Source organism: Amycolatopsis sp. EV170708-02-1 (genome assembly GCF_022479115.1).
Taxonomy (GTDB): domain Bacteria; phylum Actinomycetota; class Actinomycetes; order Mycobacteriales; family Pseudonocardiaceae; genus Amycolatopsis.
In genome coordinates this window covers 4,184,158-4,207,430 of the sequence record NZ_CP092497.1, presented here as the reverse complement: position 1 = coordinate 4,207,430, position 23,273 = coordinate 4,184,158, and the positions used below count along the sequence as shown (strand labels likewise).

Annotated in this window: 16 protein-coding genes; 6 read left to right on the top strand and 10 right to left on the bottom strand. The window is 65.5% G+C overall.

Annotation, left to right across the window (positions count from 1 at the left end):
* The first annotated feature begins 38 nt into the window (after window positions 1-38).
* Genes MJQ72_RS19620 through gntF form a run of 3 tightly spaced genes read left to right on the top strand, consistent with a single transcriptional unit; the run spans window position 39 to window position 3,781 of the window.
* Window positions 39-1,406: an NAD(P)/FAD-dependent oxidoreductase gene (locus MJQ72_RS19620; protein WP_240600812.1), complete on the top strand. Its 1,368-nt coding sequence runs from the start codon at window positions 39-41 to the stop codon at window positions 1,404-1,406.
* A gap of 28 nt (window positions 1,407-1,434) precedes the next feature.
* Window positions 1,435-2,976 (top strand): aspartate aminotransferase family protein, encoded by a 1,542-nt coding sequence (locus MJQ72_RS19615; RefSeq protein ID WP_240600811.1) that lies wholly within the window; start codon window positions 1,435-1,437, stop codon window positions 2,974-2,976.
* Window position 2,977: 1 nt separating this feature from the next.
* Window positions 2,978-3,781, top strand: a complete 804-nt coding sequence (gntF, locus tag MJQ72_RS19610) for a guanitoxin biosynthesis pre-guanitoxin forming N-methyltransferase GntF (RefSeq protein WP_240600810.1) — start codon at window positions 2,978-2,980, stop codon at window positions 3,779-3,781.
* Here the strand turns inward: gntF and MJQ72_RS19605 are convergent.
* From MJQ72_RS19605 to MJQ72_RS19585, 5 genes are all read right to left on the bottom strand, one after another.
* Window positions 3,750-5,258, bottom strand: coding sequence for a carboxylesterase family protein (locus tag MJQ72_RS19605; protein WP_315860883.1), 1,509 nt, complete (start codon window positions 5,256-5,258; stop codon window positions 3,750-3,752). The genes gntF and MJQ72_RS19605 overlap by 32 nt on opposite strands.
* A 53-nt stretch (window positions 5,259-5,311) precedes the next feature.
* On the bottom strand, window positions 5,312-6,211 hold the full coding sequence (locus tag MJQ72_RS19600) for an MBL fold metallo-hydrolase (protein ID WP_240600809.1): 900 nt from the start codon (window positions 6,209-6,211) through the stop codon (window positions 5,312-5,314).
* A gap of 53 nt (window positions 6,212-6,264) precedes the next feature.
* Complete coding sequence (locus MJQ72_RS19595; protein ID WP_240600808.1) at window positions 6,265-6,882, bottom strand: hypothetical protein; 618 nt, start codon at window positions 6,880-6,882, stop codon at window positions 6,265-6,267.
* 38 nt (window positions 6,883-6,920) lie between these two features.
* The gene (locus tag MJQ72_RS19590; protein WP_240600807.1) at window positions 6,921-7,238 is read right to left on the bottom strand and encodes a hypothetical protein; all 318 of its coding nucleotides are present in this window, start codon (window positions 7,236-7,238) and stop codon (window positions 6,921-6,923) included.
* Window positions 7,239-7,315: 77 nt separating this feature from the next.
* On the bottom strand, window positions 7,316-8,209 hold the full coding sequence (locus MJQ72_RS19585; RefSeq protein ID WP_240600806.1) for a helix-turn-helix domain-containing protein: 894 nt from the start codon (window positions 8,207-8,209) through the stop codon (window positions 7,316-7,318).
* A 132-nt stretch (window positions 8,210-8,341) separates the two neighbouring features.
* Between MJQ72_RS19585 and MJQ72_RS19580 the strand changes: the two genes are divergently transcribed.
* From MJQ72_RS19580 to MJQ72_RS19570, 3 genes are all read left to right on the top strand, one after another.
* A complete protein-coding gene (locus tag MJQ72_RS19580; RefSeq protein ID WP_240600805.1) occupies window positions 8,342-8,848 on the top strand; it encodes an SRPBCC family protein in 507 nt (168 codons plus the stop codon).
* Between the two features lie 134 nt (window positions 8,849-8,982).
* Entirely contained in the window at window positions 8,983-10,098 is a 1,116-nt protein-coding gene (locus tag MJQ72_RS19575; protein ID WP_240600804.1) for a PLP-dependent aminotransferase family protein, read from the top strand.
* 14 nt (window positions 10,099-10,112) lie between these two features.
* A complete protein-coding gene (locus tag MJQ72_RS19570; RefSeq protein ID WP_240600803.1) occupies window positions 10,113-10,727 on the top strand; it encodes a LysE family translocator in 615 nt (204 codons plus the stop codon).
* Window positions 10,728-11,031: 304 nt separating this feature from the next.
* Here MJQ72_RS19570 and MJQ72_RS19565 read toward each other — a convergent pair whose 3' ends face one another.
* From MJQ72_RS19565 to asnB, 5 genes are all read right to left on the bottom strand, one after another.
* Complete coding sequence (locus MJQ72_RS19565; RefSeq protein ID WP_240600802.1) at window positions 11,032-11,799, bottom strand: DUF4241 domain-containing protein; 768 nt, start codon at window positions 11,797-11,799, stop codon at window positions 11,032-11,034.
* A gap of 554 nt (window positions 11,800-12,353) precedes the next feature.
* Window positions 12,354-18,635: a non-ribosomal peptide synthetase gene (locus MJQ72_RS19560; RefSeq protein ID WP_240600801.1), complete on the bottom strand. Its 6,282-nt coding sequence runs from the start codon at window positions 18,633-18,635 to the stop codon at window positions 12,354-12,356.
* Window positions 18,632-20,203 carry a (2,3-dihydroxybenzoyl)adenylate synthase gene (locus MJQ72_RS19555; RefSeq protein WP_240600800.1) on the bottom strand — a complete coding sequence of 524 codons (1,572 nt, stop codon included), beginning with the start codon at window positions 20,201-20,203 and terminating at the stop codon, window positions 18,632-18,634. The genes MJQ72_RS19560 and MJQ72_RS19555 overlap by 4 nt, the downstream gene beginning before the upstream one ends.
* Window positions 20,200-21,402, bottom strand: a complete 1,203-nt coding sequence (locus tag MJQ72_RS19550) for a cytochrome P450 (RefSeq protein WP_240600799.1) — start codon at window positions 21,400-21,402, stop codon at window positions 20,200-20,202. The genes MJQ72_RS19555 and MJQ72_RS19550 overlap by 4 nt, the downstream gene beginning before the upstream one ends.
* A gap of 25 nt (window positions 21,403-21,427) precedes the next feature.
* Window positions 21,428-23,269, bottom strand: coding sequence for an asparagine synthase (glutamine-hydrolyzing) (gene asnB / locus MJQ72_RS19545; RefSeq protein WP_240600798.1), 1,842 nt, complete (start codon window positions 23,267-23,269; stop codon window positions 21,428-21,430).
* Window positions 23,270-23,273: the final 4 nt, after the last annotated feature.

Genomic DNA, 23,273 nt, shown 5'->3' with positions numbered 1-23,273 from the left:
TCATACCGGATGTTCCGATTCGACGCCTGGGAGAGAACTTGCCTGCAATTGACGTCATCGTGATCGGCGGCGGATTCGCGGGGTTGACCGCTGCTCGTGAACTGCAGTACGCCGGTCAGCAGGTCGTGCTCTTGGAAGCGCGCGACAGGCTGGGTGGCCGTACCTGGACAACCGAATTCGCCGGGAAGCAGATCGAAGTCGGCGGCGCGTGGGTCCACTGGCACCAACCCCATGTATGGGCGGAGCTGACCCGATACGGCTTGTCACTGACGGAAAGCGGTGTCGCCGCTGACAGGGGACCTCGTTCGCGAGTGTTCGCGGGTATCGAGCTGCCTCATCGCGCGGACAGCGCCCCGGAGGTGACGCCTCGCGTGGGATGGGTCGTCGGTGACGAATTCAAGGTCGGCAGCGTGGAAGACGCGGTCGATCGGATCAATGCCGGGGTACACGGGGTATGTCACGACGCGTACGGTCTTCTGACCCGGCCCCACGACCCGCTTCGATCCGACCTGGACGAAACCGAGTCGATGACGGTTCGAGATCGCTTGGACAGCCTGCGGTTCGACCCGGACACCGCGGTGCTCACCGAGGCCGCACTGGCCACTTGTTGTAGCGCTCATCTCGAGGAGATCGGACTACTGGCCGCCCTGCGCTGGTATGCGTTGTCCGGCGGTACTCCGGAGTTGCTATGGGACTGCGTTGATCGTTACAAGATCAAGTCAGGGACCAAGAGCCTTGTCGACGCACTGGCCATGGATGCCAGGAACGCCGGAGTCGATTTTCGATTCGAGAACACTGTTCAGTCGGTCGCGCGAGCCGGAGAAATGCTCGAAGTGGCAACCCTGAACAATGATTTGCTCGAGGCACGAAATGTCGTGTGCGCAGTTCCACTGAACACCCTGTCGAACATCAAGTTCACACCCGAACTGTCCACCGTGAAGTCGGCGGCGATAAGGGCGAGGCAGCCGTCGCATGGAGTGAAACTCTGGGCGACGATCAGAGGTACCCACGAGTATTTCGGAGCAGGCCCGACATCATTGCCCTTCACCTGGCTGCAGTCGGAATACCACGTCGGCGACGACACGATCTTCTTCGCGTTCGGCTCGGACTCCAAAGCGGTCGACTTGGCCAGCATGGACAGTGTCACCGAGGGGATCCGGCGGCTCATGCCCGACGCGGAGGTGCTCGACTATCACGCTCACGACTGGGTCGGCGACCCCCATTCTATGGGCACCTGGTCGATGCCCGGACCAGGGCAGATGTCCAGGTATCTGACCGAAATGCAGCAGGCGGAGGACGGCCTGTTCCTTGCCGGTTCGGATGTCGCGAATGGCTGGAACGGGTTCATCGACGGAGCGATCGAGAGTGGCCTTTCCGTGGCTCGCAAGGTTCTCGGCAAGAGATAGTCGGATCTGACGAAATGGATTCCGCCCCATGACACAGTCCATGGCGAACAACTGCGATACCAGCGATGCGGCCTGCGATACGGATAGCCGGCCCTACGATGAGCTCTTCCTGGACAGGTCGAACCTGGCCGAGCATCTGGCAACGATATCGACCATTCTGGGCATGCTGACCCAGTATGCGGAAAAAGAATCCTATAGCGGCCGCTCCCCTGCCGAACTGTCGACAAGCCTTACCGGCGCCGACCCCTTTCCCGAGGCGGGTATCGGCCAAGATGCAATGGCAAACGATCTCGAGTTCTTGGTTCGGAATTCGATATCACTCACGCATCCGGCGACCATCGGCCATCTCCTCTGCCCGCCAGTGATCCCCGCCCTGCAGGCAGAGGTGCTGATCAGCGCACTGAATCAATCTCTTGACGTGTTCGAAACGTCGCCTGCCGCGACCATGATCGAAAAGACGCTCATTGCACGGATCTGCGAAGAGTTCGGAATGCCAGCCTCTTCCGACGGAACCTTCACACCCGGCGGGACGCACTCGAACTACGCCGCACTACTCATGGCCCGCGACCATTGGCTGCAGAAAAACATGAACTGGTCGGCGAAACGATCCGGATTGCCGACACGAAGTCAGGACTTTCGCATAATCTGTTCGGAATCCGCACACTTCTCGATCGAGAAGGCTGCTGCCCAGCTGGGCCTGGGGACGGATGCCGTGGTCCGGATCCCCGTGGACGATGGTCATCGAATGAAGACAGGCAGTCTTTTGAGGACTGTCCAGAACATGAAGCGCCGGGGGAAGATCCCCATCGCTTTGGTGGCCACGGCCGGGACAACGGATTTCGGCGCCATCGATGACCTGACAGCGTGCGCGGAAGTCGCGACCGAAGCGGGAATGTGGCTACACGCCGACGCGGCATACGGTGGCGGATTGATGTTCTCGGAGCGACACCGCGATCGTCTCGCCGGGATCGAGCTGGCGGACTCGATCAGCGTCGACTTCCACAAGATGCTGTGGCAACCGGCAAGCTGTGGCCTGTTGCTGGTCGGGGCTTCGTCGAACTTCTCCCTGATGACCCACCGGGCAGCTTATCTGAACCCCCTGGAGGACAAGGTCGCGGGCATCCCGAATCTTGTGGACAAGTCACTCTTGACCACGAGACGATTCGATGCTTTGAAGGTCTGGGTCTCATTGCGAACATTGGGCAAGCGCCGGATTGGCGACATGATCGGACATGTTCTCGATCTCGCGCAGCGAACCCGGGAAATGATCGAATCGACAGGTCGCCTGAAAATGCTCCACAAGCCCGAGTTAGGCTGCCTTGTCTTCCGATACGAGCCGGCCGCCGACCGATTCAGCGATTCTGTCAATCGTCAGATACAGCAGACATTGATGTCCGCCGGCAGGGCGATGATCGCGACGACGCGCATTCAGGAGAAGCTGTGCCTGAAGCTCACACTCCTCAGCCCGACGGTTCGAGAGGAGGACCTACAGTCATTGGTCCACGAGATCGTGGACACCGGACGCCGGCTGGAAGCGACACTGACCACAGAACACCCCGTTGGGATCTGAGATGAGTAACGACAGTGAGACCTTCGTCGCCGGAACGGACTACGCGAAGTTCGAAACGGCAGGATTCGCCGACAGGTATCTCAATACCTTCTACAGCCACATCGTCCAGGACGAAATTCAGCTTGCGGAGTTCTTGGCGCAAGAGTACCGAAAAATCGAAGACATGCCCGAGATGCTCGAGATCGGCTGCGGACCCTGTGTGGCACGAGCACTACAAGCGGCGCCCTATGTCTCGAACATAACCATGTCCGACTATTTGCTCGACAATCTCGAAGCCATCCGGGCGTGGCAGCAGAAGCGTCCCGATGCTCATGACTGGAAAGAATTCGCACGCCTTGCCCTTCAAGTGGAGGGTGCGAGTTCCTCCGACGAGTCAGTGGCTGCCCGCGAGGACACGCTTCGGGACAAGATCCACTCGGTGAAGCAGCTGGACCTGCTGGCCGCACCACAGCCTGACGAACATGGATATGGCCTGGTCGGGGCGTTCTTCTGCTTGGATTCCGCGTCCGACACCATGGCGACCTGGGAGAAGGTCATGGCGCGCGCTTCGAACCTGATTTCGCCTGGCGGGAGACTGTTCGCCTCCTTTCTCTATGATACCGGTCACTACGTCATCAGCGATGACGGAAATTCCGACGAGGAGCTGCGTCAGGTCCGGCTGACGGATGTCGATGTGCGCAGAGTGCTGGACGAAGTCGGATTCGATCGTTCCGATACGCTCGTCGAGGTAGCGCGTAATACCGACATGAAAGAGCACGGTTATGAAGCGATAATCATGGTTTCCGCAAGGCGGCTGGAAACTTGACGGCGTCCAAGCGATCACCGGCGGCGTCGCGAAGCTGCCAGCGACCGCCGATATGCATGGTGGCCCGGTGGTCGACGGTGTGACGGGCCCATCCGGGATCTCCGGTGGTGGCGAACCGGACCCATGCTTGACGCATACGACGCGCGAGATCGGCCGGGGGTTCGTCGGTGCCGAGCAGCGCACGCTGTCCGTGCAGCTCCGGCAGTCCGACGCGGTCGAAGACAAAGGGAAGCTCCATGGTGTGAGCGGCCCCTAGTGTGCCGTCGAGGGCACTCGATCGCCAGGTGAACTCGTACAGGAACGTCCTCGCCGCGGACGCGGTCGCGTGAGCGGCGGCCATCCGCCTCGTTCCGTTCCCGAACAGGGCGTCGCTGACGATGGCGGACAGCAGTTCCGGGCCGGCGGCATCAGGGCGCCGCAGCCGATATGCCTCGACGAGTTCGGCTGGGTTTCGCTGTGACCGCGCCGCGGCGGCCAAAAGATCCGTTTCACCGACGTCGGCCAGGCCGCCCTGCGGGGCCAGGTAGAGGTTGCCTTCTTCGGTGTTCGATCCGATGAGCAGGTCCACGTCGACACCGTGGCCCGCGGCGAGATAGGCGGCGGGCTGCCGGTCGAGGACAAGGCTGAACGGGGTGAGGCCGCCGAGAGGGTGGAATGTGTCGCGGACGCGCAGATCCACTGTGGCCAGACGTGGGGTGATCTCGACAAACCGCCCGTCCGGTACTTCGGCCAGCGTCGCAGCGGTGGGAGTGAGCCCGAGTTCGAGGCCGGCTGCTTCGGTGACCAACTCCGCCTGTTCGGCTGTCAACGCTCCGGTCCCGGTGCCGCTCTGGAGGATCGCTCTGTGGAGGAGTCCGCGAGAAGCCGGGTCTGTCACGACGCCCCCGGCGAGGATGGCTCCCGCTGACTGGCCGAAAAGTGTCACGTTGGCCGGGTCACCGCCGAAGGCCGCAGCATTGGACTGGATCCAGCGCAGCGCGGCGAGGACATCGAGCAGGCCCCGGTTGTCGGGGGCATCGTCCAGGTGCAGGAAGCCGGGGATGCCCAGCCGGTAGTTCACCGTGATCAGGACGACGCCGTCACGCGCGAAGGCTTGCCCATCGTAGAGCGCAGAGCGGGTCGAGCCGCCTAGGAAGCCGCCGCCATGGACGAAGACCATGACCGGAGCACGACGGTCCCGTACGGCTGGAGTCCAGATGGTGAGCGTCAAGTAATCGGCGCCGTGGATCCATCCGGGTCCGAAATACGGTGTCATGTCGAGAACGCCGAAAGTTTCCCGCCGGGGTTGGGGGGCGGTGGGGCCCGGCATCCCCGAATATCGAACGTCTGTCCAGGGTGCGTGCGGGCGAGGCGGCGCGAAACGGTGTGCTCCGGTGGGCGCGGCCGCATAGGGGATGTCGAAGAAGACGGCGCCGTCCTCACGGCGCAGACCGAGGACCGGGCCGGAGGTGGTGGTGATTTCGAGGGGCGATTTCATGGAGTTGTTCCCTTCCGCGGTCGCCACCGTGCTGATCGGCGGCTCTCACCGGTTCAGAGCCGGTCGAGCGGGGCCCACCGCTTGATGGTGAACGACCCGGCGGACCGGTCGATCTCCATCGCTCCGCGGCCCGCGAAGTGGGCGGGCAGGACCAGGGCGTTGTTGTCGGCCGCCCAGCCGAGGATGTTTCGCCGGGTCGCGCGTGCGCCCTCGGCATCCTCGCAGAAGCAGCTGTTGTGGTCCGGTCGCATGATCTGGAACGGGGAGTGCAGCAAGTCGCCTGCGAAGACGGCGCGATCATCGCCGGAGGCGAGCATGACGACGCTGGACCCGGGGGTGTGCCCCGGCGTCGCTTCCAGCCGGAGGTTCGAGTCGATGGTGTGGCTGCCCTCCCAGAGCTCGACCTGGCCGGCGGCGTGCACCGGCGCGACGCTGTCCTCGTAGACATTCTGGTTGACGCCACCGGCGATCTTCGGGTTGTTGGCAGGGTTCCAGAATTCGAAGTCGGCGCGATGCATCAGGTAGGTCGCGTTGGGGAACGTCGGCACCCAGTACTGACCGTCAAGGCGGGTGTTCCAGCCGACATGGTCGACATGCAGGTGGGTGTTCACCACGATGTCGACTTCGTCCGGTCGGATTCCCGCCCGTTCGAGATTGCCGAGGAAGTCGAGGTCCAGGTGTCCCCAGAACGGTGCGTAGGGTCGTTCCTTGTGATTGCCGACCCCGGTATCGATCAGAATCGTCTTGCCCTCGCTGCGCAGCACCCAGGTCTGTACGGCGACTTCGCAGATGTTGGTGTCCGCGTCGAGGAAATCCGGCACGAGCATGGACTGCTGCTCGTCCCATTCCTCTTTCGGTGACCCGGGGAAGAACACGTCCGGGGACATCCCGACCGGTCCGTGCATTTCCTCGACCCGGGTCAGGTCCACGTCACCGAAGGTCATGTCAGCCATTTTCTTCGTCCTTTCGCTCAGATTTCTTGCTAGCGATGCTTTACGAGGTTCGCTTAAAAACAGTTGTGCCAGCGGGCCGACAGGAGGTTGGGGTCGGTGGCCGTGACGTAAGCGGCGTTGATCACGTGGACGTCGGCACCGCGGACTGCCACGGCGGTGGGGTTCTGCAGTCCATCGGAGGCGTCGAGGATGGTGGAGGACCGGCCGCCGGATCCGATGCGGACGACTTTGTTCGGGCCGTTGACCGCGGCCAGGATCTCGTCGCCGTGGCCGGTGAAGGCGAAGTCGTCGAGGCCGACCAAGCCCCTGGCTGTGACCAGCGGTTCTCCGGCTCGGCCACCCGCGAGGAACGGGATGCGCAGGACGGTGCCCATGTCGAGATTGGTCACCCACAGCGCACCGTTGTGCACCTTTGCCCCGTTGACGCCGAGGAAGCCGGTCGAAGCGAGTTCGGCGGCGGTTGACCATGCCTTCGGGGTACCGCCGGCGAGCGCGACGGTCCAGACCGTGCCGAGTACCGAGTCGGTGATGTACAGCCGATCGTCGCGTTCGTCCAGCGCCAGGCCATTCGGCAGGCCGGTTGAGGGCAGTGCGGCGATGCGTTGCGGTGCCTGACCGGGAGCAAGCCGCCACAGACCTGTCAGGTCGGAGGTGCCGGTCGCGTACAACACGAAGAGGACACCATCACTCGTCCGGACAATGCCGGTGGTCAGTGGAAAACCCAGAACCGGTGTCTTGACACCGCCGTCGGCCGGGCCGGCAAGGTGGCCAGGATCCGGGTGACGCCGTTACGGTCGACGCGTGCGACCTGCCTGGCGGCGGCAAGCGTGACCACGGCGGTGCCACCGGGTTCCAGTGCGATGTTCTCCGGTGTCTGCCCCTTGGCCAGATCGAAATGCACGGCGATACGGGCATGCGTCCGCGGGGGTGTCGCCGCCGACGCGGAGGTCGTGGTCAGGGTCATGACAGTCGTCAGAGCGGTGATCAGCACCGCGATCGCGGCTTTGGTTGCCTTGCTGCGCAACATTCCTGGTTCCTTATTTTGGGCGCACGAATGACCGTTCGCAAAACGAATTATTCGGTCGCGAATGTTTTTGAACTCGGTTACCGAGTTGTCGGAGTTTCGTAATCGATGGCCGAATTATCCTCAGCGGACAAGACGGTCCGGGTCAGGAGGGCGAGTGCGTGTTCGGAGGCCGAACCGGGTTCCGTGGTCGCCACGACGACTTTCTGCCCCTGCTCGGTGTGCAGGGTCTGCTGGGTGACTCGCATGGTGCCCACGAGCGGGTGCCGCATTTCGTAGACTCCGACATCGCAGGCCCGGACCCGATGGTCGGCCCATATCGCGCCGAAATCCGGGCTCTTGAGCGTCAGTTCGCCGATCAGCGACGCCAGCAGCGGGTCGTCGGGATGGTTGCCTGCCGCGAGGCGCAGGTTGCCGACCACGTCCTTCGCCTTGGCTTGCCAATCCGCGTACAGGTCCCGGGTGTGGGCATCGGAGAACACCAGCCGGGTCATGTTCGGCCGCCTGGCCGGGTGATCCGGGCTGTCCGGATCCAGATGACCGGCGAACAAGGCATGCCCGGTGCGATTCCAGGCCAGGACGTCGCTGCGGCGGCCGAGGACGACGACGGGGACCTCCGCGAGCACGTCCACCAGCCGCCGTACCGCCGGGGTGACCCGTTCCGGCGCGGGACGGCGACCCTCTCGTGATCTGCGCGGTGCGCTGGCGAGGTTGTGCAGGTGACGACGCTCGGCTTCATCCAGACCCAGCGCGCCGGCGATCGCGTCCAGCACCTCGGGCGAGGCGTTGAGCGACTGCCCCTGCTCGAGCCTGGAGTAGTACGACGGGCTCACGCCTGCCAGCAGAGCCAGCTCCTCACGCCGCAGGCCAGGAACACGCCGCCGCTCGCCATGCTGGGCCAGACCGATGTCCTCCGGCCGTAGCCCGGCACGACGGGCTTTGAGGAACTCGCCCAGCTGTCGTCTCTCGTCCATGACCCCAGTCTGAGAGGCGGCCTGGACTTTAGCCACACCTTGCTGTGGATAGGCAGCGCCGGGGGCGGCGAGGTGGCGGAGAACCAGCGATGCTGGGTGATGTCCCCGAAAGCACTCATGGCAGGAATACGGATGAGCACTCGAGTCGTACAGAACGGTCCGGATTTGGGCGACCTCTCGGATTTCACCTTTGCTCGCCGGACCTGGGTCCACGCCTCGCCGTCCGTTGTCTACGAGTTGATCAGCGATGTGTCGATGATCGCCACGTGGAGCCCGAACGCGAGCGACGTCACCTATGACGATGGAGCGGGCCCGCATCCCGGAGCGTGGTTCAGTGGCCGTAACCGAAAGGGTGACCGAGAGTGGACAGCCCGCTCACAGGTCTTGGAGGCGCGGCCAGGTGCCGGCTTCGCCTTCGTCGTCGGCGGGGTCGACGACGGGATCGTCCGCTGGACGTGGACGATGCGTCCCTACGGCGATGGGACCGAAGTGTCCCAGGAATGGCGGCTCCTGCGTACGGATCCTGTACTGGGCGAAACCCGCGGCGACGTCGAGGAGCTGCGCGACTACATGGTCATCAGTGTCGAGACGACCTTGGTGTCCCTAGCGCGGTGGGTCGGTGAGAACCGCCGAGCGTAGGCGCGTCACCGAGGAGTCGGGCCGGCGGCGAGCGAGACCGCGTCGGGTCTTTTGGCCAAGCGCGCCGGGACGAACGCGCCAGATACAGGCCGAGCGCCTTGTTTCACACTTTTCTCCATGCTCTACTCGCGACCGTGTCAGGCGTAATCTCATTCGAGCGAGGAAATCCGTCTCTCGATCTTGTCGATGTAGAAGGTATCACCGAAGCATCTCGAGCCGTACTCGCGAACGATCCTGAACGAGCACTGGGCTATAGCTCACCTTGTGGATATACGCCGCTGCGCGAGTGGCTGGCCAAGCGCCATGGCGTGCCGGCCGAGCAGGTACTGATCACCAACGGATCGATGCAAGCGCTCGACCTCATTTTCGATCTGCTTCTCCGCCCCGGCGCGGAGGCTTTGATCGAAGTGCCGACTTTTCATTATACGTTGGCCTCGCTCCGCTCGCGTGACGTCCACTTACGCGGAATTCCGGTGAGTGCCGCTGGGATGGATCCAGCAGCCGTGCAGGCTCGATTGGGCCTCGATTGGCGGCCCGCGCTCGCGGTAGTGACTCCGAACTTCCAGAATCCCACCGGGTGCCTGATGTCCGCGACGGATCGCATGAAGTTCGCGGAGATGGCCGCGAAGCATGACTTCTTCCTCGTCGAGGACGACCCCTACCGTGACCTCGTCTTCGCAGGAAACGTGCCACCTGCGATTCGCGAGTTCAACTTCGCGAGCAAAGTGATCTATCTGTCGTCTTTCTCCAAGACGATCGCGCCAGGTCTTCGATGTGGATACATCATCGCTCCGGAGAGCGTGATCGAGGGAATCAGCCGCATTGCGAATCTTTCCTACGTTTCACCTGGCGTGTTCAGCCAGGCGATCATTTATCATTACTGCGTCTCGGGGCGGTCGGAGGAATGGTTGACGAAAGTACGTGGGTCATTGCGCTGTCGCCGCGACACTCTCGTCGATGCGATCACCAAGGAGTTGCCGGGCGCGCGGTGCACCAGGCCTGGCGGAGGCTTCTACGTCTGGGTGGAGATCCCGGGGGTGAATGTCCGAGCATTGGCGCGAAGTGCGACGACACACGGTGTCGCGGTCATGGCCGGGCCCGAGTTCATGCTCGAAGGCGGAGAAACCGCCCTTCGGCTCTCCTATGCCCCTCTCGATTGCGGGCGGTTGTCCGAAGGCGTGACGCGGCTGGCGGCAGCCATTCGTGACCTGCCGGCCGGTGATCTTCAGACCAGAGCCGTGGCCAACTGATCGAAAGGCAAATCTTGTCGTCTCTTGGTACGCTGTTCACCATTGTCGGGGTCTATCTCGCGGCCGCGGTCACCCCGGGACCGAACTTTTTCTATGTTGCTCACACCGCCTCTACGCATTCTCGGCGCGCTGCCTTGTTCGCCGCCCTCGGCGTCGCGACCGGCAGTGCACTGTTGGCGGGTGCCGGAGTGCTCGGCGCGACCGTCCTGCTCGGCAGATGGGATCGGTTCGATCACGCGCTGCGTCTGGTGTGCGCTCTCTACCTCGCGTATCTCGGTGCGAAGATCCTGTGGAGTCTCCGGAAGACGACTGAGGCGCAACCTGGTTTGGCGGTGAGCACGTGGAAGCAGTCGTACACTCGTGGCCTGTTGACGATCACGACGAACCCCAAGGCGATGATCTTCTTCGGGAGCGTTCTCACGGCTTTGCTCCCTTCGACGACCGCGCCGGGAATTCGGGTAGCCGTGGTGGTCGCGATCGCCGCGGCATCGCTGTGCTGGCATTCCGTTCTGGCGCTGACCTTCTCCTTCGGCCCGGTCCGCCGTGTCTACGACCGGATGAAACGGCCGTTCGATCTGCTTTCGGGAGTGATTTTCCTGGCACTTGGGGCGAGCGTGATCATCTGGTGAACCCGATGGCGGTCTCTCCGTACCTCACGATCTCCACCTGCGGACGGCCCGGCGCGTGCCGTAGTGTGAGCCGGGCCCAGGGGCTGCCGAAGACAGCGGCCGGGCTGCAGCGTGGCCGACGCCCCGAGAGCGGTCTATCGACTCCAGAGCACGTCCGCAGCTCGCAATGGGTGGCGCTGCGCCCTTGAGTGCCGGACCACACGGCACTTCGGCCCTCGTTGTCGCAGAGCACGAGTGTCCATCGTTTTGGTGGACGAGCGTGGTGCCGCCCGGACGGAGAGGTGAGAGCCAGCCGGCACTGCGTCTACCTGGCCCGCACCTCATGTTCCTGCGCGAGGTCGCTAAGCGGGGAACCATCAGTGTCACCTGAGGGCAGCTCGTCGTCTCCGTTGTCGGTCAGGATGAGGAAGTCGGTCAGGAAACAAGCCACCTCACCGTCGGCGGTGCGCCCGACCCAGGTTGGGTAGTGCCCGTCCCCGTTACCCGAGGAGAACGCCACCACAAGGGGCCGGCCCTCGTCGTCGGCTAGCGTGGCAGGCGCGGTGCGATCGGTCTCGTGGATGACATGGATGTCCAGGTTGGATAGCAGCTGGTCGCTGTAATCGTCGCTCGCGCGCAGCGTCGCGATGTTCGCCGCGTCCACGAAGCCGCCGACGCCGCCGTCGACCGGGTAACCGAAGTACTCGTCGTCGCCCAGATCGAAGACGTCGTCCCCTTCGCACGCGGCCATCTCCCAGGATGCGACGGGCTCGTCCCGGATCACCAGCCGGGCCGCCGCGATCATCTCGTGCGCGGTCGACTGGTTCCGTTTGGCGAACATGGCGATCACCAGTAGCAGCGGGTACTCGCCCGGCGACACTTGCTGGACGAAGAATCCGTCATCGGCATCGTCAAACCCGCACGGCTCACCGGCGACGACCCGCCCGGATGGCAGCCATAGCGAGGCGTCCTGCAGCAGCCGTACGGTGGCGACGTCGCCGTGGGGCAGCGTGTGACGTGTTCCCGGGGCGAAAAGCCGTTCGAAGTCGGGAGCGGGTAACGGCACAAGTACTCCTTCGATGATCTTCTTCATTGACCATTGGTGCGGCAGCGGAAGCCTCGACGACACCTGATGAAGCGATTGTAGACATGTTTCCCTCCGGTCTCGCCCTGCCCGCCGAGCAAATGTCCTTGATGACCCGAGGAGGATGACCGAAAGGGCATGGCGCCATGCGTCGCGGAGCCATGCCCTCCGCAAGGGCCACGCCTGCTCTTATTTTGAGGGGTAAGGCAAACGTGGCGTGCGGGTCAGGGTGGGTGCCGACCAGGGCCCCCGTTGTCGCATCAGACTCGACGAAGGGATCCATCAGCCCACCGCGACTCCGCCCACGGAACCGACGCTTTTGCCTTACCTCTCAGGAACGCTCGGTTGCCAAGCAAGCTCAACAGCAGTCGGACGGGGATTTACGGGAACGGGTTTCTTCTCGGAAACCATTCTCAAACAGGCCCGTCGACGACGGTCCGCCTATGGGAGGAGGACACGCCCCCGGCTCTTGCGGAATCGTGCAAGCCACCCGATATGGGAGCCATTCTCCCACATGTTGTCCCTTGTGGACGGTCAAAAACGTATCAGGCCTGCCTTACCCCTCAATAGACGATTCCTTCTTCCATCTCCTCGTCGATCGCGATCCGAGCTGACACGGTGCGCGCGACGGCTTCGATCGTCGGCGCCGCGTACAGGGCGGAAAGTGACAGAGTGACGCCGAACCTGCCGCGCAGCATCGAGATGAGTTTGGTGGCACGCAGACTGTCCCCACCGAGGGTGAAGAAGTTCTGTTCGCGGCCGATGTGGTCGAGTCCGAGCAGATCGGCCCATATGCCCGCGACCGCCGTCTCCGCCGCTCCCGTTGGCGCGGTTGAGCCGGCATGGTCTGCCGGTCGGGCAAGGGCCGCGATCGCGGCGCGGTCGACTTTGCCGTTGCCGGTGAGTGGCAAGGTTTCCACCACGGCGACCTGCTCCGGGAGCATGTGAGCGGGAAGCAGTGTCGCCGTGTGAGACCGGATCAGCTCACTGGAAGTCTCGGCCACCGCAGCCGCGATCAGGCGGCGATCCGCGGTCACGGCGACCGCCGCGCGGACGACGCCCGGCGCGGCCTCGAGCGCCGCTTCGATCTCGCCGAGCTCGATGCGGTGGCCGCGGATCTTCACCTGCTGGTCGGCCCGTCCGAGAAACTCCAGAGTGCCATCCGGCCAGTAGCGGCCGAGGTCTCCAGTGCGGTACCAGCGGTCACTCGACGGGCCTTCGACGAATTGAGCGGCTGTTTGCTCAGGCGCGCTCCGATAGCCGCGCGCAACACCTTCACCGCCGATCCAGAGTTCGCCAGTGCTCCAATCTGGGCAATCGCGGCCGAGATCGTCCACGACGCGGAACCGCTGGTTACGCAGAGGGGTGCCATAAGGGATGGAGATCCACGCGGGGTCGACATGGTCGACCTCGGTGAAGTTGGACCAGATCGCCGCCTCCGTCGCTCCGCCCAGCGCGATGAACCGGCAGGTCGGGGCGGCCGTGGCCAGGCTGCCCGGCAGGTTGAGGCCGACCCAGTCGCCGGACACCAGCACGACTCGTAACGGCAGCCGCCCTGTGGTGGCGACAAGGAGCATGTCGAGTAGTGCCGGGACGGTATTCCAGACCGTGACGCCGTGTGTGGTGACCAGGTCGTGCCAGCGGTGTGCATCGCGGCGATCGTCTTCGCCGATCGTGACAACGGCTCCGCCGACCGACAGCGGGCCGAAGATGTCATACACGGACAGGTCGAAGTCGAGTGCGGACACCGCCAGCAGCCGGTCGCCGGGGCCGATTGCGAAGCGCTCATTGATATCGGCGACCGTGTTCAGTGCAGCGCGATGGGTCGTCTCGACTCCCTTGGGCTCACCGGTCGAGCCCGACGTGAAGATCACATAAGCCAGGTCCGCGGGTGGAAGACACGTGGGCAGCGGGTCGGCCGCCACGGCGAGCAAATCCTCTGTGACGACCAGATCGGCTCCCGCGAGACCGCGCATCCGGGCCTGACGAGCTGGAGGCTGGTCGACACCGATAGGCACATAAGTGCACCCGGCGGCCAGTACTCCGAGCACCGCCACGAGCTGGCCAGGCCCCTTCGGCAGCGAAATGGCAACGGTGTCACCGGGTGCCGCACCTCGCTCGCCGAGCACAGCCGCCAGCCGGAGCGCACGGTCGGCAAGCTCGCCGTAGGTCAGCGCGCCGACGACCGCCACCCGGTCCGGCCGCTCGGCGGCCAGCCGGAAGAAGTCGCTGTGCAACGCACCTTCGGGGACGACGCCGCCGGTCTCGTTCACCACGGCGCGGACGTCGTACTGCCGGGCGGGCAGCAGATCAGGGACGTGTGCTCGCCACGAAGCCGTAGCGAGCCAGTCCACCAGGGACAGGTATGCCTCGAACATGTCATCCAGCAGGCCGAGCGGGAACAGCTCCTCCACCGCGTCCCAATTCAGCCGGACACCGCCCTCGACCTCGGTGACCTGGTGATCGAGCCACACCTGTGGTGTTTGGGAGACACCCCAGACGTTGTCGGCGAACAGGGTGCTGCCCTCGGGTGGGTCCGCCGAGACACCCAGCGCGCTGGTGAACACGACCGGCATGGTCGTGTTCGGGTCTCCATTGGTCCGAGCCAGCTCGCGCATCACCCATACGGCCGAGACGTCACGGTGGTCGAGCGCACCCCACAACTCCTCCTGGACCTGGCGCACCCGGTCGAGCCACCCGCCGTCCGGGGTGGGCCGACAGGCCACCAACAGCAACGAGGTGAAGTCACCGAGTACTCGGTCGATGTCAGGGTGGACTTCCTTGCGATCGAAAAGGGTGACGTTCAGTGTCAGGTCCGCCCGCGCACTCCAGAGACCGAGCACCTCGGCGAACGCGGTCAGCAGTACGGCGGACGGCGTCAGCCCCTGTTCTCTGGCCCGGTCCACGATCACGCGCCACCGCGCCGCTTCGATCGTCGCCGAACGCCGCTCGAACCGGGGAACCGCCACGTCCGCGGGGTCCTTCGCCAGCGGCAGCCGCGGTGCGGGCGGCAGGTCCGGCAGCAGCCCGGTCCAGTAGGCCTCAGCCCGGTCCAGCCCCGCGCGCTCGACGCCGAGCACGTAGTCACGAAACGACACCCCGATCGGCGGGAGTTCGATGTCCGGATCCTGGTACAGCGACGCCAGTTCCGCGTAGAAGACCAGGATGCTCAGGGCGTCGAGCACCAGGTTGTCCATCCCGACCGCCAGCCTGGTCCGGCGGCCGGCCCGGGCGGCGCGCACGGTGAACAGCGGCCACACCGCCGGGTCGAACACGGTGTGCGAGGTGGTGGCGCGAAGTTCATCGAACCCACCGCCGATCAGTTCCACCTGGAACCACGGCACCTCGGGTAGCACCCGCTGATCGCCGCGCTCATCGAAAACGGCACGCAACATCTCGTGCCGCCGGACGAGCCGGTTGATCGCCGCCTCCAACCGAGGCAGGTCGAGATCGTCCACGTCGTACTCGCGATAGAAGTGGCAACCGACGCCTCCGAGGGTGAAGCCCTCGTCCCGGCCGAGCCAATACGCGCGCTGGACTTCGGTCGGCGGGAACGGTTCATACCGGTTCGCCGGGTCGGTGGCAAGAGCCGCAGGCATACCTTCGCTGTCGGACAGCGTGAGTCCGACGGCTAAATCGGACAGCACCGGACGGGCGAAAAGGTCGCTCAGCGACACGCCGGACACTCCGGCGGCCCGCAGTCTGCCGATCACCTTGGTCGCCAGCAGAGAGTCACCACCGAGCGTGAAGAAGTCTTGCTCACGACCGACTTCCCCGCACCGCAACACGTCCGACCACGCTGCCGCGACCAGCCGTTCGACCTCACCGGCGGGTGCCGCGACCACCACGGCTTCATCGCGCCGGTCGTCCAGGGTGCGCGACAACAGTGCTCGATCGATCTTGCCGTTCGCGGTCAGCGGCAGGGACGCAAACGCCGAGATGACGTCAGGCCGCATCGGCGCCGGCAACAGGTCTGTCACGAAGTCCTTCAGCACCAGCGTGTCCACGGCCCCGGTCACGGCGACGGCCAGCCTGCGACCCGCTGTCACGACCGCCACGGCGGCGGTGACGCCGGGATGCGCGGTCAGTGCCGCCTCGACCTCGCCGAGTTCGACCCGGTGGCCGCGGATCTTCACTTGGTGGTCGTCGCGGCCGAGAAAGTCCAGTCCTCCGTCGGGCGTGTACCTCGCGCGGTCACCGGTCCGATACCAGCGCACGCCGGAGAACTCGACGAACTTCTCCTGTGTGCGCACGGGATCGCCCCGGTAGCCGCGCGCCACGCCCGCCCCGCCTATCCACAACTCTCCTGGCACCCAGTCCGGGCGGTCGCGGCCGAGAGTATCGACCACTCGGCACCGGACGTTGCCCAGCGGTGTGCCGTACGGCACGCAGGTCCATTGTGGATCGACGGTGCCGACCTCGCACACCGTGGAATGGATCGCCGTCTCGGTGGTCCCACCCAGCCCGATGAAACGGCAGTCGGGCGCGTGTTCGGCGAGCCGAGCGGGCAGGTCGGTGGTGACCCGGTCACCACCGAGCAGCACCACGCGCAGTGGCATGGGCTCTTGCGCGACAGTCAGCACCATGTCGAGGAGCGCGGGGACGCAATTGAGCACAGTGGCCCGGTGCCGCACCAGCAGGTCGACCCACCCGGAGGCGTCACGGCGCCCGGAATCGCGAACACACACCACCGCACCGCCTGCCGACAGCGGACCGAAGAGGTCATATACCGACAAATCGAACTCCAGCGCCGACAGCGCCAGTGTCCGGTCCTGTGGCCCGATACCGAAGCGATGGTTGAGGTCGTCGACAGTGTTGACTGCGGCGGTGTGGGTGATCTCCACACCCTTCGGCTCGCCGGTCGATCCCGACGTGTAGATGACGTAGGCGAGAGAGGAAGCGTCAGCGCTCACAGGTTCAGCGAGCGGTTGTGCCCCGTCCGACGGGGTGAGGTCGTCCAGAAGCAGGCTCACGTCGGCGTTCGCCAGGATTCGTTCGCGGCGCGCGGCCGGTTGATCCACGCCTATCGGCAAGTACGCGGCGCCCGTGGCGAGCACACCGAGCACCGCGATCACCTGATCCGGCCCCTTGGGCAGCGACACCGCGACCAGGTCTCCTGGACCTATCCCCTTCGCGGTCAGGTGGCCAGCGAGCCGGAGAGCACGCGCGGCGAGGTCGCCATAGGTGATGCTCCCTCCGTCGGAGAGCACGGCCGGCGCGTCGGGATATGCGGCGGCGTTGGAGAAGAACCTGTCGTGCAAACACCGTGGGTGTCTGACGACCGACGTGTCGTTGACCTCGGCGCGTACGCGCAGTTGTGCTCGCGGGATCAGGTCCGTGGTACCCGTCCAGGCGTCTTCGTTCTCGATGAGCCGGTCGAGCAGTGCGCTGTAGGCGGCGAACATCGCGTCCGGTACGCCGGGAATGAAGGCGTCTTCACGGATGTCCCAGTTGATCAGCAGACCGCCGCCGAGTTCGGTCACCTGCGCGTCGAGCCACACCTGCGGCCCCTGGGAGATGATCCAGGCCGCCTCGCCGAAGGTGTCGGTAACCTCGGGGGCGAACAGTTCGTCAAGGCCGAGTGCGCTGGTGTAGACGACCGGCGCGAGCACTTGTTCGCCGTGCAGACGGGATAGGTCGCGCAGCACCTCGACACCGGAGTAGCCGGTGTGGGCCACGTCGGCGTGGAACCGCTGCTGCAACAACGACGCCCGGTCGGCGAACGAGCCGGGCGCGGCTCCATCCCACTCAAGGAGCACCGACGAGGTGAAGTCGCCGACCAGACAGTCCACCTCGTCGTGCAGCGGCTGGCGGTCGAACAGGGGGAGATTGAGCAGGAAACGCGGTTCGGCGCTCCAGGCCGTCAGTGTCTCGGCGAAGGCCGCCGCCAACGCCATCGCGGTGGTGAGCCCGTGACGACGGGCCGAGCGCTCGAGCGCTCTCACGGATTCGGGTCCCAGCCATCGGTGATGCCGTACCACGGTGGGCTCGCCGCCGACGTCGGAGGCCGGAAGCTGAGGCGCTCCGGGAAGCGTGGGCAACCTTTCGGCCCAATACTCGCGCGCGTCGCCCTGGTCATCGCTCCCGCGCTCGGCCAGATACCGCGGGTAGCTGTAGCCCAGCGGGGGCAGCGCCTCACCTTCGTAGGCGCGGGCCAGATCAGCGAGCAGCACACGCAGGCTCAACGCGTCCGCGGCGATCATGTCCAGGCTGACGTGTACCCGCGTACGGCCTTCCGGCAGCAGGGACAGCTGGACATCGAAGACCTCACCGGAGGCGATGTCCATCCTTCGGTGCGAAAGCGCGGCCCGTCGTTCGTCCAATGTGGACTGATCCACCCAAGGGTGGACCTTGAGACCCGGCCACGGAGCCTCGGCGAGGACCCGCTGGGTTCCGTCGTCCAGTACCGCCACGCGCAGCATCCCGTGCCGGGCGAACAGTGCCCGGACAGCGATCTCAAGCCGTTCCGGATCGACGTCCGCGCCGTCGAACTCGTGGTAGAAGTGCGCGTCGACACCGCCCAGCCGTTGTCCCGGCGCGCGGCCGACCCAGTAGGCGTGCTGCATAAGGGCCAGCGGGAACGTCGCGGAGTCGTCGATTTCCTTGGTATGCCGGGTGATCTGTCCGGATTCGACAGCCAGCAGGGCGCGCCACGCGGCGAGCGTGGGCGTGGCGACCAGATCGGCGAACGTGACGTTCACCCCGGCTTTGCGCCAGTTGCCTGCCAACCGCATCATGGTGATCGAGTCCAGGCCGAGCTCGATCAGGTTCTCGTGCTCGTCGATCGCCTCGGCGGGGATGTCGACGAGATCGGCGATCAGCGCAGGCAGTTGTTGCTTGGTCACGACTTGGTCTCCAAAGTGGACAGAGCGTTGCGGTCGATCTTGCCGAGGCCGGTGCGGGGGAAAGCGTCCACGAACCGGACCCGGTCCGGCAGCTTGAAGGCGGCGACGCCGAGTCGGGTCAGGTGCACTACGAGGTCCTTGCGGCTGGGAGGTGTGCCACGCGCGATGACATAGGCACAGCTTCGTTCACCCATCACGTCGTCGGGAAGGCCGACGACCGCGACGTCGTGCACGGCGGGGTGACTCAGGAGCAGGTTCTCCACCTCTTCGACGGGGATCTTGTCTCCACCGCGGTTGATCACGTCCTTGACCCGGCCCTCGACGACGAGTTCCCCAGTCGGCAGACGGCGGACGAGGTCACCACTGCGGTAGTAGCCGTCGGAGGTGAAGGCGCCCGCATTGTGTTCGGCGGCACGGTAATAGCCGCGAATGGTGTAGGGGCCCCGGACGTGGAGCTCGCCCACCTCGCCCGCAGGCACCGGATCGCCGTCGGCGGTTACGATCCGCACCTCGTCATCGGCGCTGAGCGGACGGCCCTGGGTGTCGGTGACGATGGCGTCCGGATCGCCGAAGCGCGTGTAGTTCAGCAGGCCTTCAGCCATGCCGTAGACCTGCTGGAGCGCGCAGCCCAGCACCGGAATGACCCGCCGGGCGGTTTCGGCCTTGAGCCGGGCCCCACCGACCTGGAGCAGCGCCAGGCTCGACAGGTCCTCTGCGGACTCCTCCGCGGCGTCCAGCCACACGAGCGCCAGCGGCGGCACGAGCGCCGTCGTGGTGACACGCTCGGCCTGGATCAGCGAAAACACCGATTCGGGGGCGGCGTCCACACTCAGCACGACCGTTCCGCCCGCCCACAACGTCCCCAGGACGCCGGGGCAGGCGAGCGGGAAGTTGTGCGCCATCGGCAGCGCGGCCAAGTATCGGGTGTCCGCATTGAAACCGCACAGCTTGGCACTCGCCCGCAGGTTGTAGTCGTAGTCGTTGTGGGTTCGCGGGATCAGCTTGGGTAACCCGGTCGTACCGCCGGACAGCAACAACACCGCGATGTAGCCCGGCCCCGGGCCGTCGCCCGGATCACCATCGGCCGCCACGTCGTCCAGCGCGGTGAACTCGCCGGGGTCTCCGACGACGAACACATGCTCGATCTCCGGGACGGCATACGCCAAATCCCGCGATTCGGAGGCAACGACGTACGCCGCAGGGGCCGAAAGCCTGGCGAGGTGGATGATCTCGGTCCGGCGATGCGATGGCAGGGCGAGCACCGGAACGGCTCCGATCCGAAACAGCGCGAACGCGAGCGACAGGAACTCGGCCACGTTGGGCAGATGCACAAGCACGCGGTCGCCGTGTCCGATCCCCCGCGTTCGGAGCCCACAGGCCAGCCGGTTCGCCTTTTCGTTCAGCTCGGCATAAGACCAGCGCCGGTCGCCGTCGACGACCGCCGTCCGCGCCGGCCACCTCCGTGCGCCGTCGTCGAGCAACGCGCCGAGCGTACGGTCACGCCAGTATCCGCGTGCACGGTAGTGCCGGGCGAACTCATCCGGCCACGGGGTGAAGTCGGTGGTCATCGTAGCCTCAGCACCAACGATTCGAGGCCGTGCATGGCCGTGCTGTCGCGCCAGCGGAGATCGTCCACCGCGGACAACACCTCGATCTCGGCGAACCGGTCCAGCAGGCGTCCGAAGGCGATCTCGCCCTCCAGCCGGGCCAAGGGCGCGCCGAGGCAGAAGTGCAGGCCGTGGCCGAAAGCGAGGTGCCCGCCCATCGGCCGGGTGATGTCGAGCCGGTCGGGGTCGGCGAAGCGGGCCGGGTCGCGATTCGCCGCCAGCCACGACACCATGGCGAAGTCCCCGGCCGGGATCACCACTCCCGCGATCTCGACCTCTTCGATGGTGTACCGCGGCGAAGACAGGATGTTCGGCGTCTCGTGCCGCAGGAACTCCTCGATCGCGTTCGGCATCAAGCTCCGGTCGGCCCGCAGCAGCGCGAGCTGGTCGGGGTACCGGGACAGGCTGAGGACGCCGCCGCTGATCAGATTCACCGTGGTTTCGAAACCGCCGATGAGCAGCACGACCGAAACCGCGATCAGCTCCGACGGCGACAGCCGGTCGCCGTCTTCACTGGCGTGCACCAACCGCGAGAGCAGATCGTCGGCGGGAGTCTCCCGTTTGGCCGCGATCAGTCCGTGCAGGTAGCCCGCCATCCGCATGGTCGCCGCGCCCGCAGCCTCGGTCGCGCCGCCGTCGACCATCGTCTTGGACCACGACGTGAACTCGTCGCGGTCCTCGAACGGCACACCCAGCAGTTCGGTGATGACCCGGATCGGCAGCGGGTAGGCGTAGGCCTCCAGCAACTCCACCGACTCGCGACCGGTCATCGCGTCGAGCAGCTCGTCCGCGATCTGCTCGATCCGCGGCCGCAGCGGCGCGATGGCCCGGCCGGTGAAGGTCTTCGCGACCAGTTTGCGCAGCCGGGTGTGATCCGGCGGGTCCAGGTTGAGCAGGTTCATCGCGAAGTCGTCGGAAAAAGGACTCTCGTCGTCCTCGCCCAGCGCCATCCGGTGCATCCGGTCGTAGACGCGCTGGCTGCTGAATCTGGGGTCGGTCGCGACGGCTCTGGCTTCCTCGTACCCGGTGACAAGCCAGACGGGCAGGCCGCTGGGCAGTACGACATGGCGGATCGGTGCGCTCTCGCGCAGCGTCGCTCCGACACCGTGCGCGTTCTGCACGAAGTCCTCGCCGAGTGCGAGCGGTCCTGTGGTGGTCATGGTGTTCTCCTTGTAGTGCAACGGTTCAGCCGAGCCGGAGCTCGGGCCGGTACAGGTCGAACCAGTGATCCATGTCCAGCACGCGTTCCAGGCCGGTGCGCAGCCTGCCGGTGACCGCGGCGGGATCCCGTCCGATCGCGTCCCGCACCCAGGTGGCGTCGAAGATCTCGAACAGGGGGTGCCCGGCGTCGGCGAGCACGTCACCGGCCTGCCGCTGCAAGGCTTCCGCGTATCCGGTGTCCTGTGTGGACGGATACGGGCTCTTGACCCGCTCGACCACCGACCGGGGAAGCAGGCCGGCGACGGCCTCGCGCAACAGGCTCTTTTCCCGGCCGCCATGGGCCTTCATCGACCACGGCGTGTTGTAGACGTACTCGATGAGCCGGTGATCGGCGAAGGGAACCCGCACCTCAAGGCCGACAGCCATCGACATCCGGTCCTTACGGTCGAGCATGGCGCGTACGAGCCTGGTCACGTGCAGGTGGCTGCTGCGGCGCATCCGGCGCTCCAGCTCGTCCTCGGTGTCCAGGTGGTCGATGACCGCGACTGCGGTGCTGTACTCGTCGGCGACGTAGGCGCCGATGTCCAGGTCCCGGCGAAGCTCAGGACGCAGCATCTCGGTGCGGTCGCCGGTGTAGGCGTTGCTGAACGCCAGCCACGGAAAGGTGTCGGCGTCACGAGCCGCAGGATGGTGGAACCAGGCGTAGCCGCCGAAAAGCTCGTCGGCGAACTCTCCCGACAGCGCCACCGTGCACTCGGCGCGGATCGCCTGGAACAGCAGATACATCGAAGAATCGATGTCGCCGAGCCCGATCGGCATGTCCCGTGCGGCGACAACGGCACGGCGCAGGGCTGGATCCGCCAGCGCACGAGAGTCGAGCACGATGTCCCGGTGCAGCGAACCGACGTGCGCGGCGACCTCGCGCACGAACGGCGAGTCCGGCGTCTCCCGCAGTTCGTCCGGGCGGAAGTTCTCTTCGTAACCCGCGAAATCCACCGAGAACGTACGGGTCTTTTCACCACGTTCGCGCAGTTCCGTGGCGGCGACCGCGGTGACGGCACTGGAATCCAGCCCGCCGGACAGCAGCACACATTGCGGCACGTCGGACACCGTCTGGCGCCGTACGGCATCCCCGAACAGCTCTCCGACCTTCTCGACGGTGGTCGTGAGGTCGTCGGTGTGCGGAGCGGTCTCAAGCCGCCAGTAGGTGTGGTGCCGGATGCCCGTCCTGGAGACCGTCACGACAGTGCCTGGCTCGACCTCATGCATGTCCTTCCACAGCGACCAGCCGGGAGCCTTGGTGAAGCCGGTGAGTTCACGCAGACAGCCGGTGTCCACGACCCGCTCGAAACGAGGATTGGCCAGAATCGCCTTGGGTTCGGAGCCGAACAGCAGCCCGTCGCTCGTGCGGTGGTAGTAGAGCGGCTTCACACCGACCCGGTCACGGACCAGCACCAGCTTGCTGCTGCGCTCGTCCCACAAGCCGAAGGCGTACATCCCGTTGAGCCGTTCAGCGACCGCCTCGCCCCATTCCAGGTAGCCGCGCAGCACCACCTCGGTGTCGCTCCGTGTGGTGAAGCGATGGCCGCGCCCCTCCAGTTCGGCGCGCAGATCCCGGAAGTTGTAGATCTCGCCGGAAAACGTCAGGGCGACGGTTCCGGACGAGGTCCGGAACTCCATCGGCTGGGTGCCTCCTGGCAGGTCGATGACGGCCAGCCGCCGGTGGCCGAGCGCGACATGGGTGCGGATCCAGGTCCCGCTCGCGTCGGGACCACGGCTGCCCAGGGTCTCAGTCATGTCCTCGACGACGGAGATGTTCTCGGTGAGGTCGCTGTCGAACGCTACCCAGCCGGTGATTCCACACATGATC

What these genes read in the sequence shown, in the direction of transcription:
- MJQ72_RS19555 (WP_240600800.1), bottom strand. Translation starts at nt 20,203, where the DNA reads ATGACCACCGACTTCACCCCGTGGCCGGATGAGTTCGCCCGGCACTAC.
- MJQ72_RS19585 (WP_240600806.1), bottom strand. Translation starts at nt 8,209, where the DNA reads ATGGACGAGAGACGACAGCTGGGCGAGTTCCTCAAAGCCCGTCGTGCC.
- MJQ72_RS19590 (WP_240600807.1), bottom strand. Translation starts at nt 7,238, where the DNA reads ATGTTGCGCAGCAAGGCAACCAAAGCCGCGATCGCGGTGCTGATCACC.
- MJQ72_RS19605 (WP_315860883.1), bottom strand. Translation starts at nt 5,258, where the DNA reads ATGAAATCGCCCCTCGAAATCACCACCACCTCCGGCCCGGTCCTCGGT.
- MJQ72_RS19550 (WP_240600799.1), bottom strand. Translation starts at nt 21,402, where the DNA reads ATGACCACCACAGGACCGCTCGCACTCGGCGAGGACTTCGTGCAGAAC.
- MJQ72_RS19580 (WP_240600805.1), top strand. Translation starts at nt 8,342, where the DNA reads ATGAGCACTCGAGTCGTACAGAACGGTCCGGATTTGGGCGACCTCTCG.
- asnB (WP_240600798.1), bottom strand. Translation starts at nt 23,269, where the DNA reads ATGTGTGGAATCACCGGCTGGGTAGCGTTCGACAGCGACCTCACCGAG.
- gntF (WP_240600810.1), top strand. Translation starts at nt 2,978, where the DNA reads ATGAGTAACGACAGTGAGACCTTCGTCGCCGGAACGGACTACGCGAAG.
- MJQ72_RS19600 (WP_240600809.1), bottom strand. Translation starts at nt 6,211, where the DNA reads ATGGCTGACATGACCTTCGGTGACGTGGACCTGACCCGGGTCGAGGAA.
- MJQ72_RS19615 (WP_240600811.1), top strand. Translation starts at nt 1,435, where the DNA reads ATGACACAGTCCATGGCGAACAACTGCGATACCAGCGATGCGGCCTGC.
- MJQ72_RS19565 (WP_240600802.1), bottom strand. Translation starts at nt 11,799, where the DNA reads ATGAAGAAGATCATCGAAGGAGTACTTGTGCCGTTACCCGCTCCCGAC.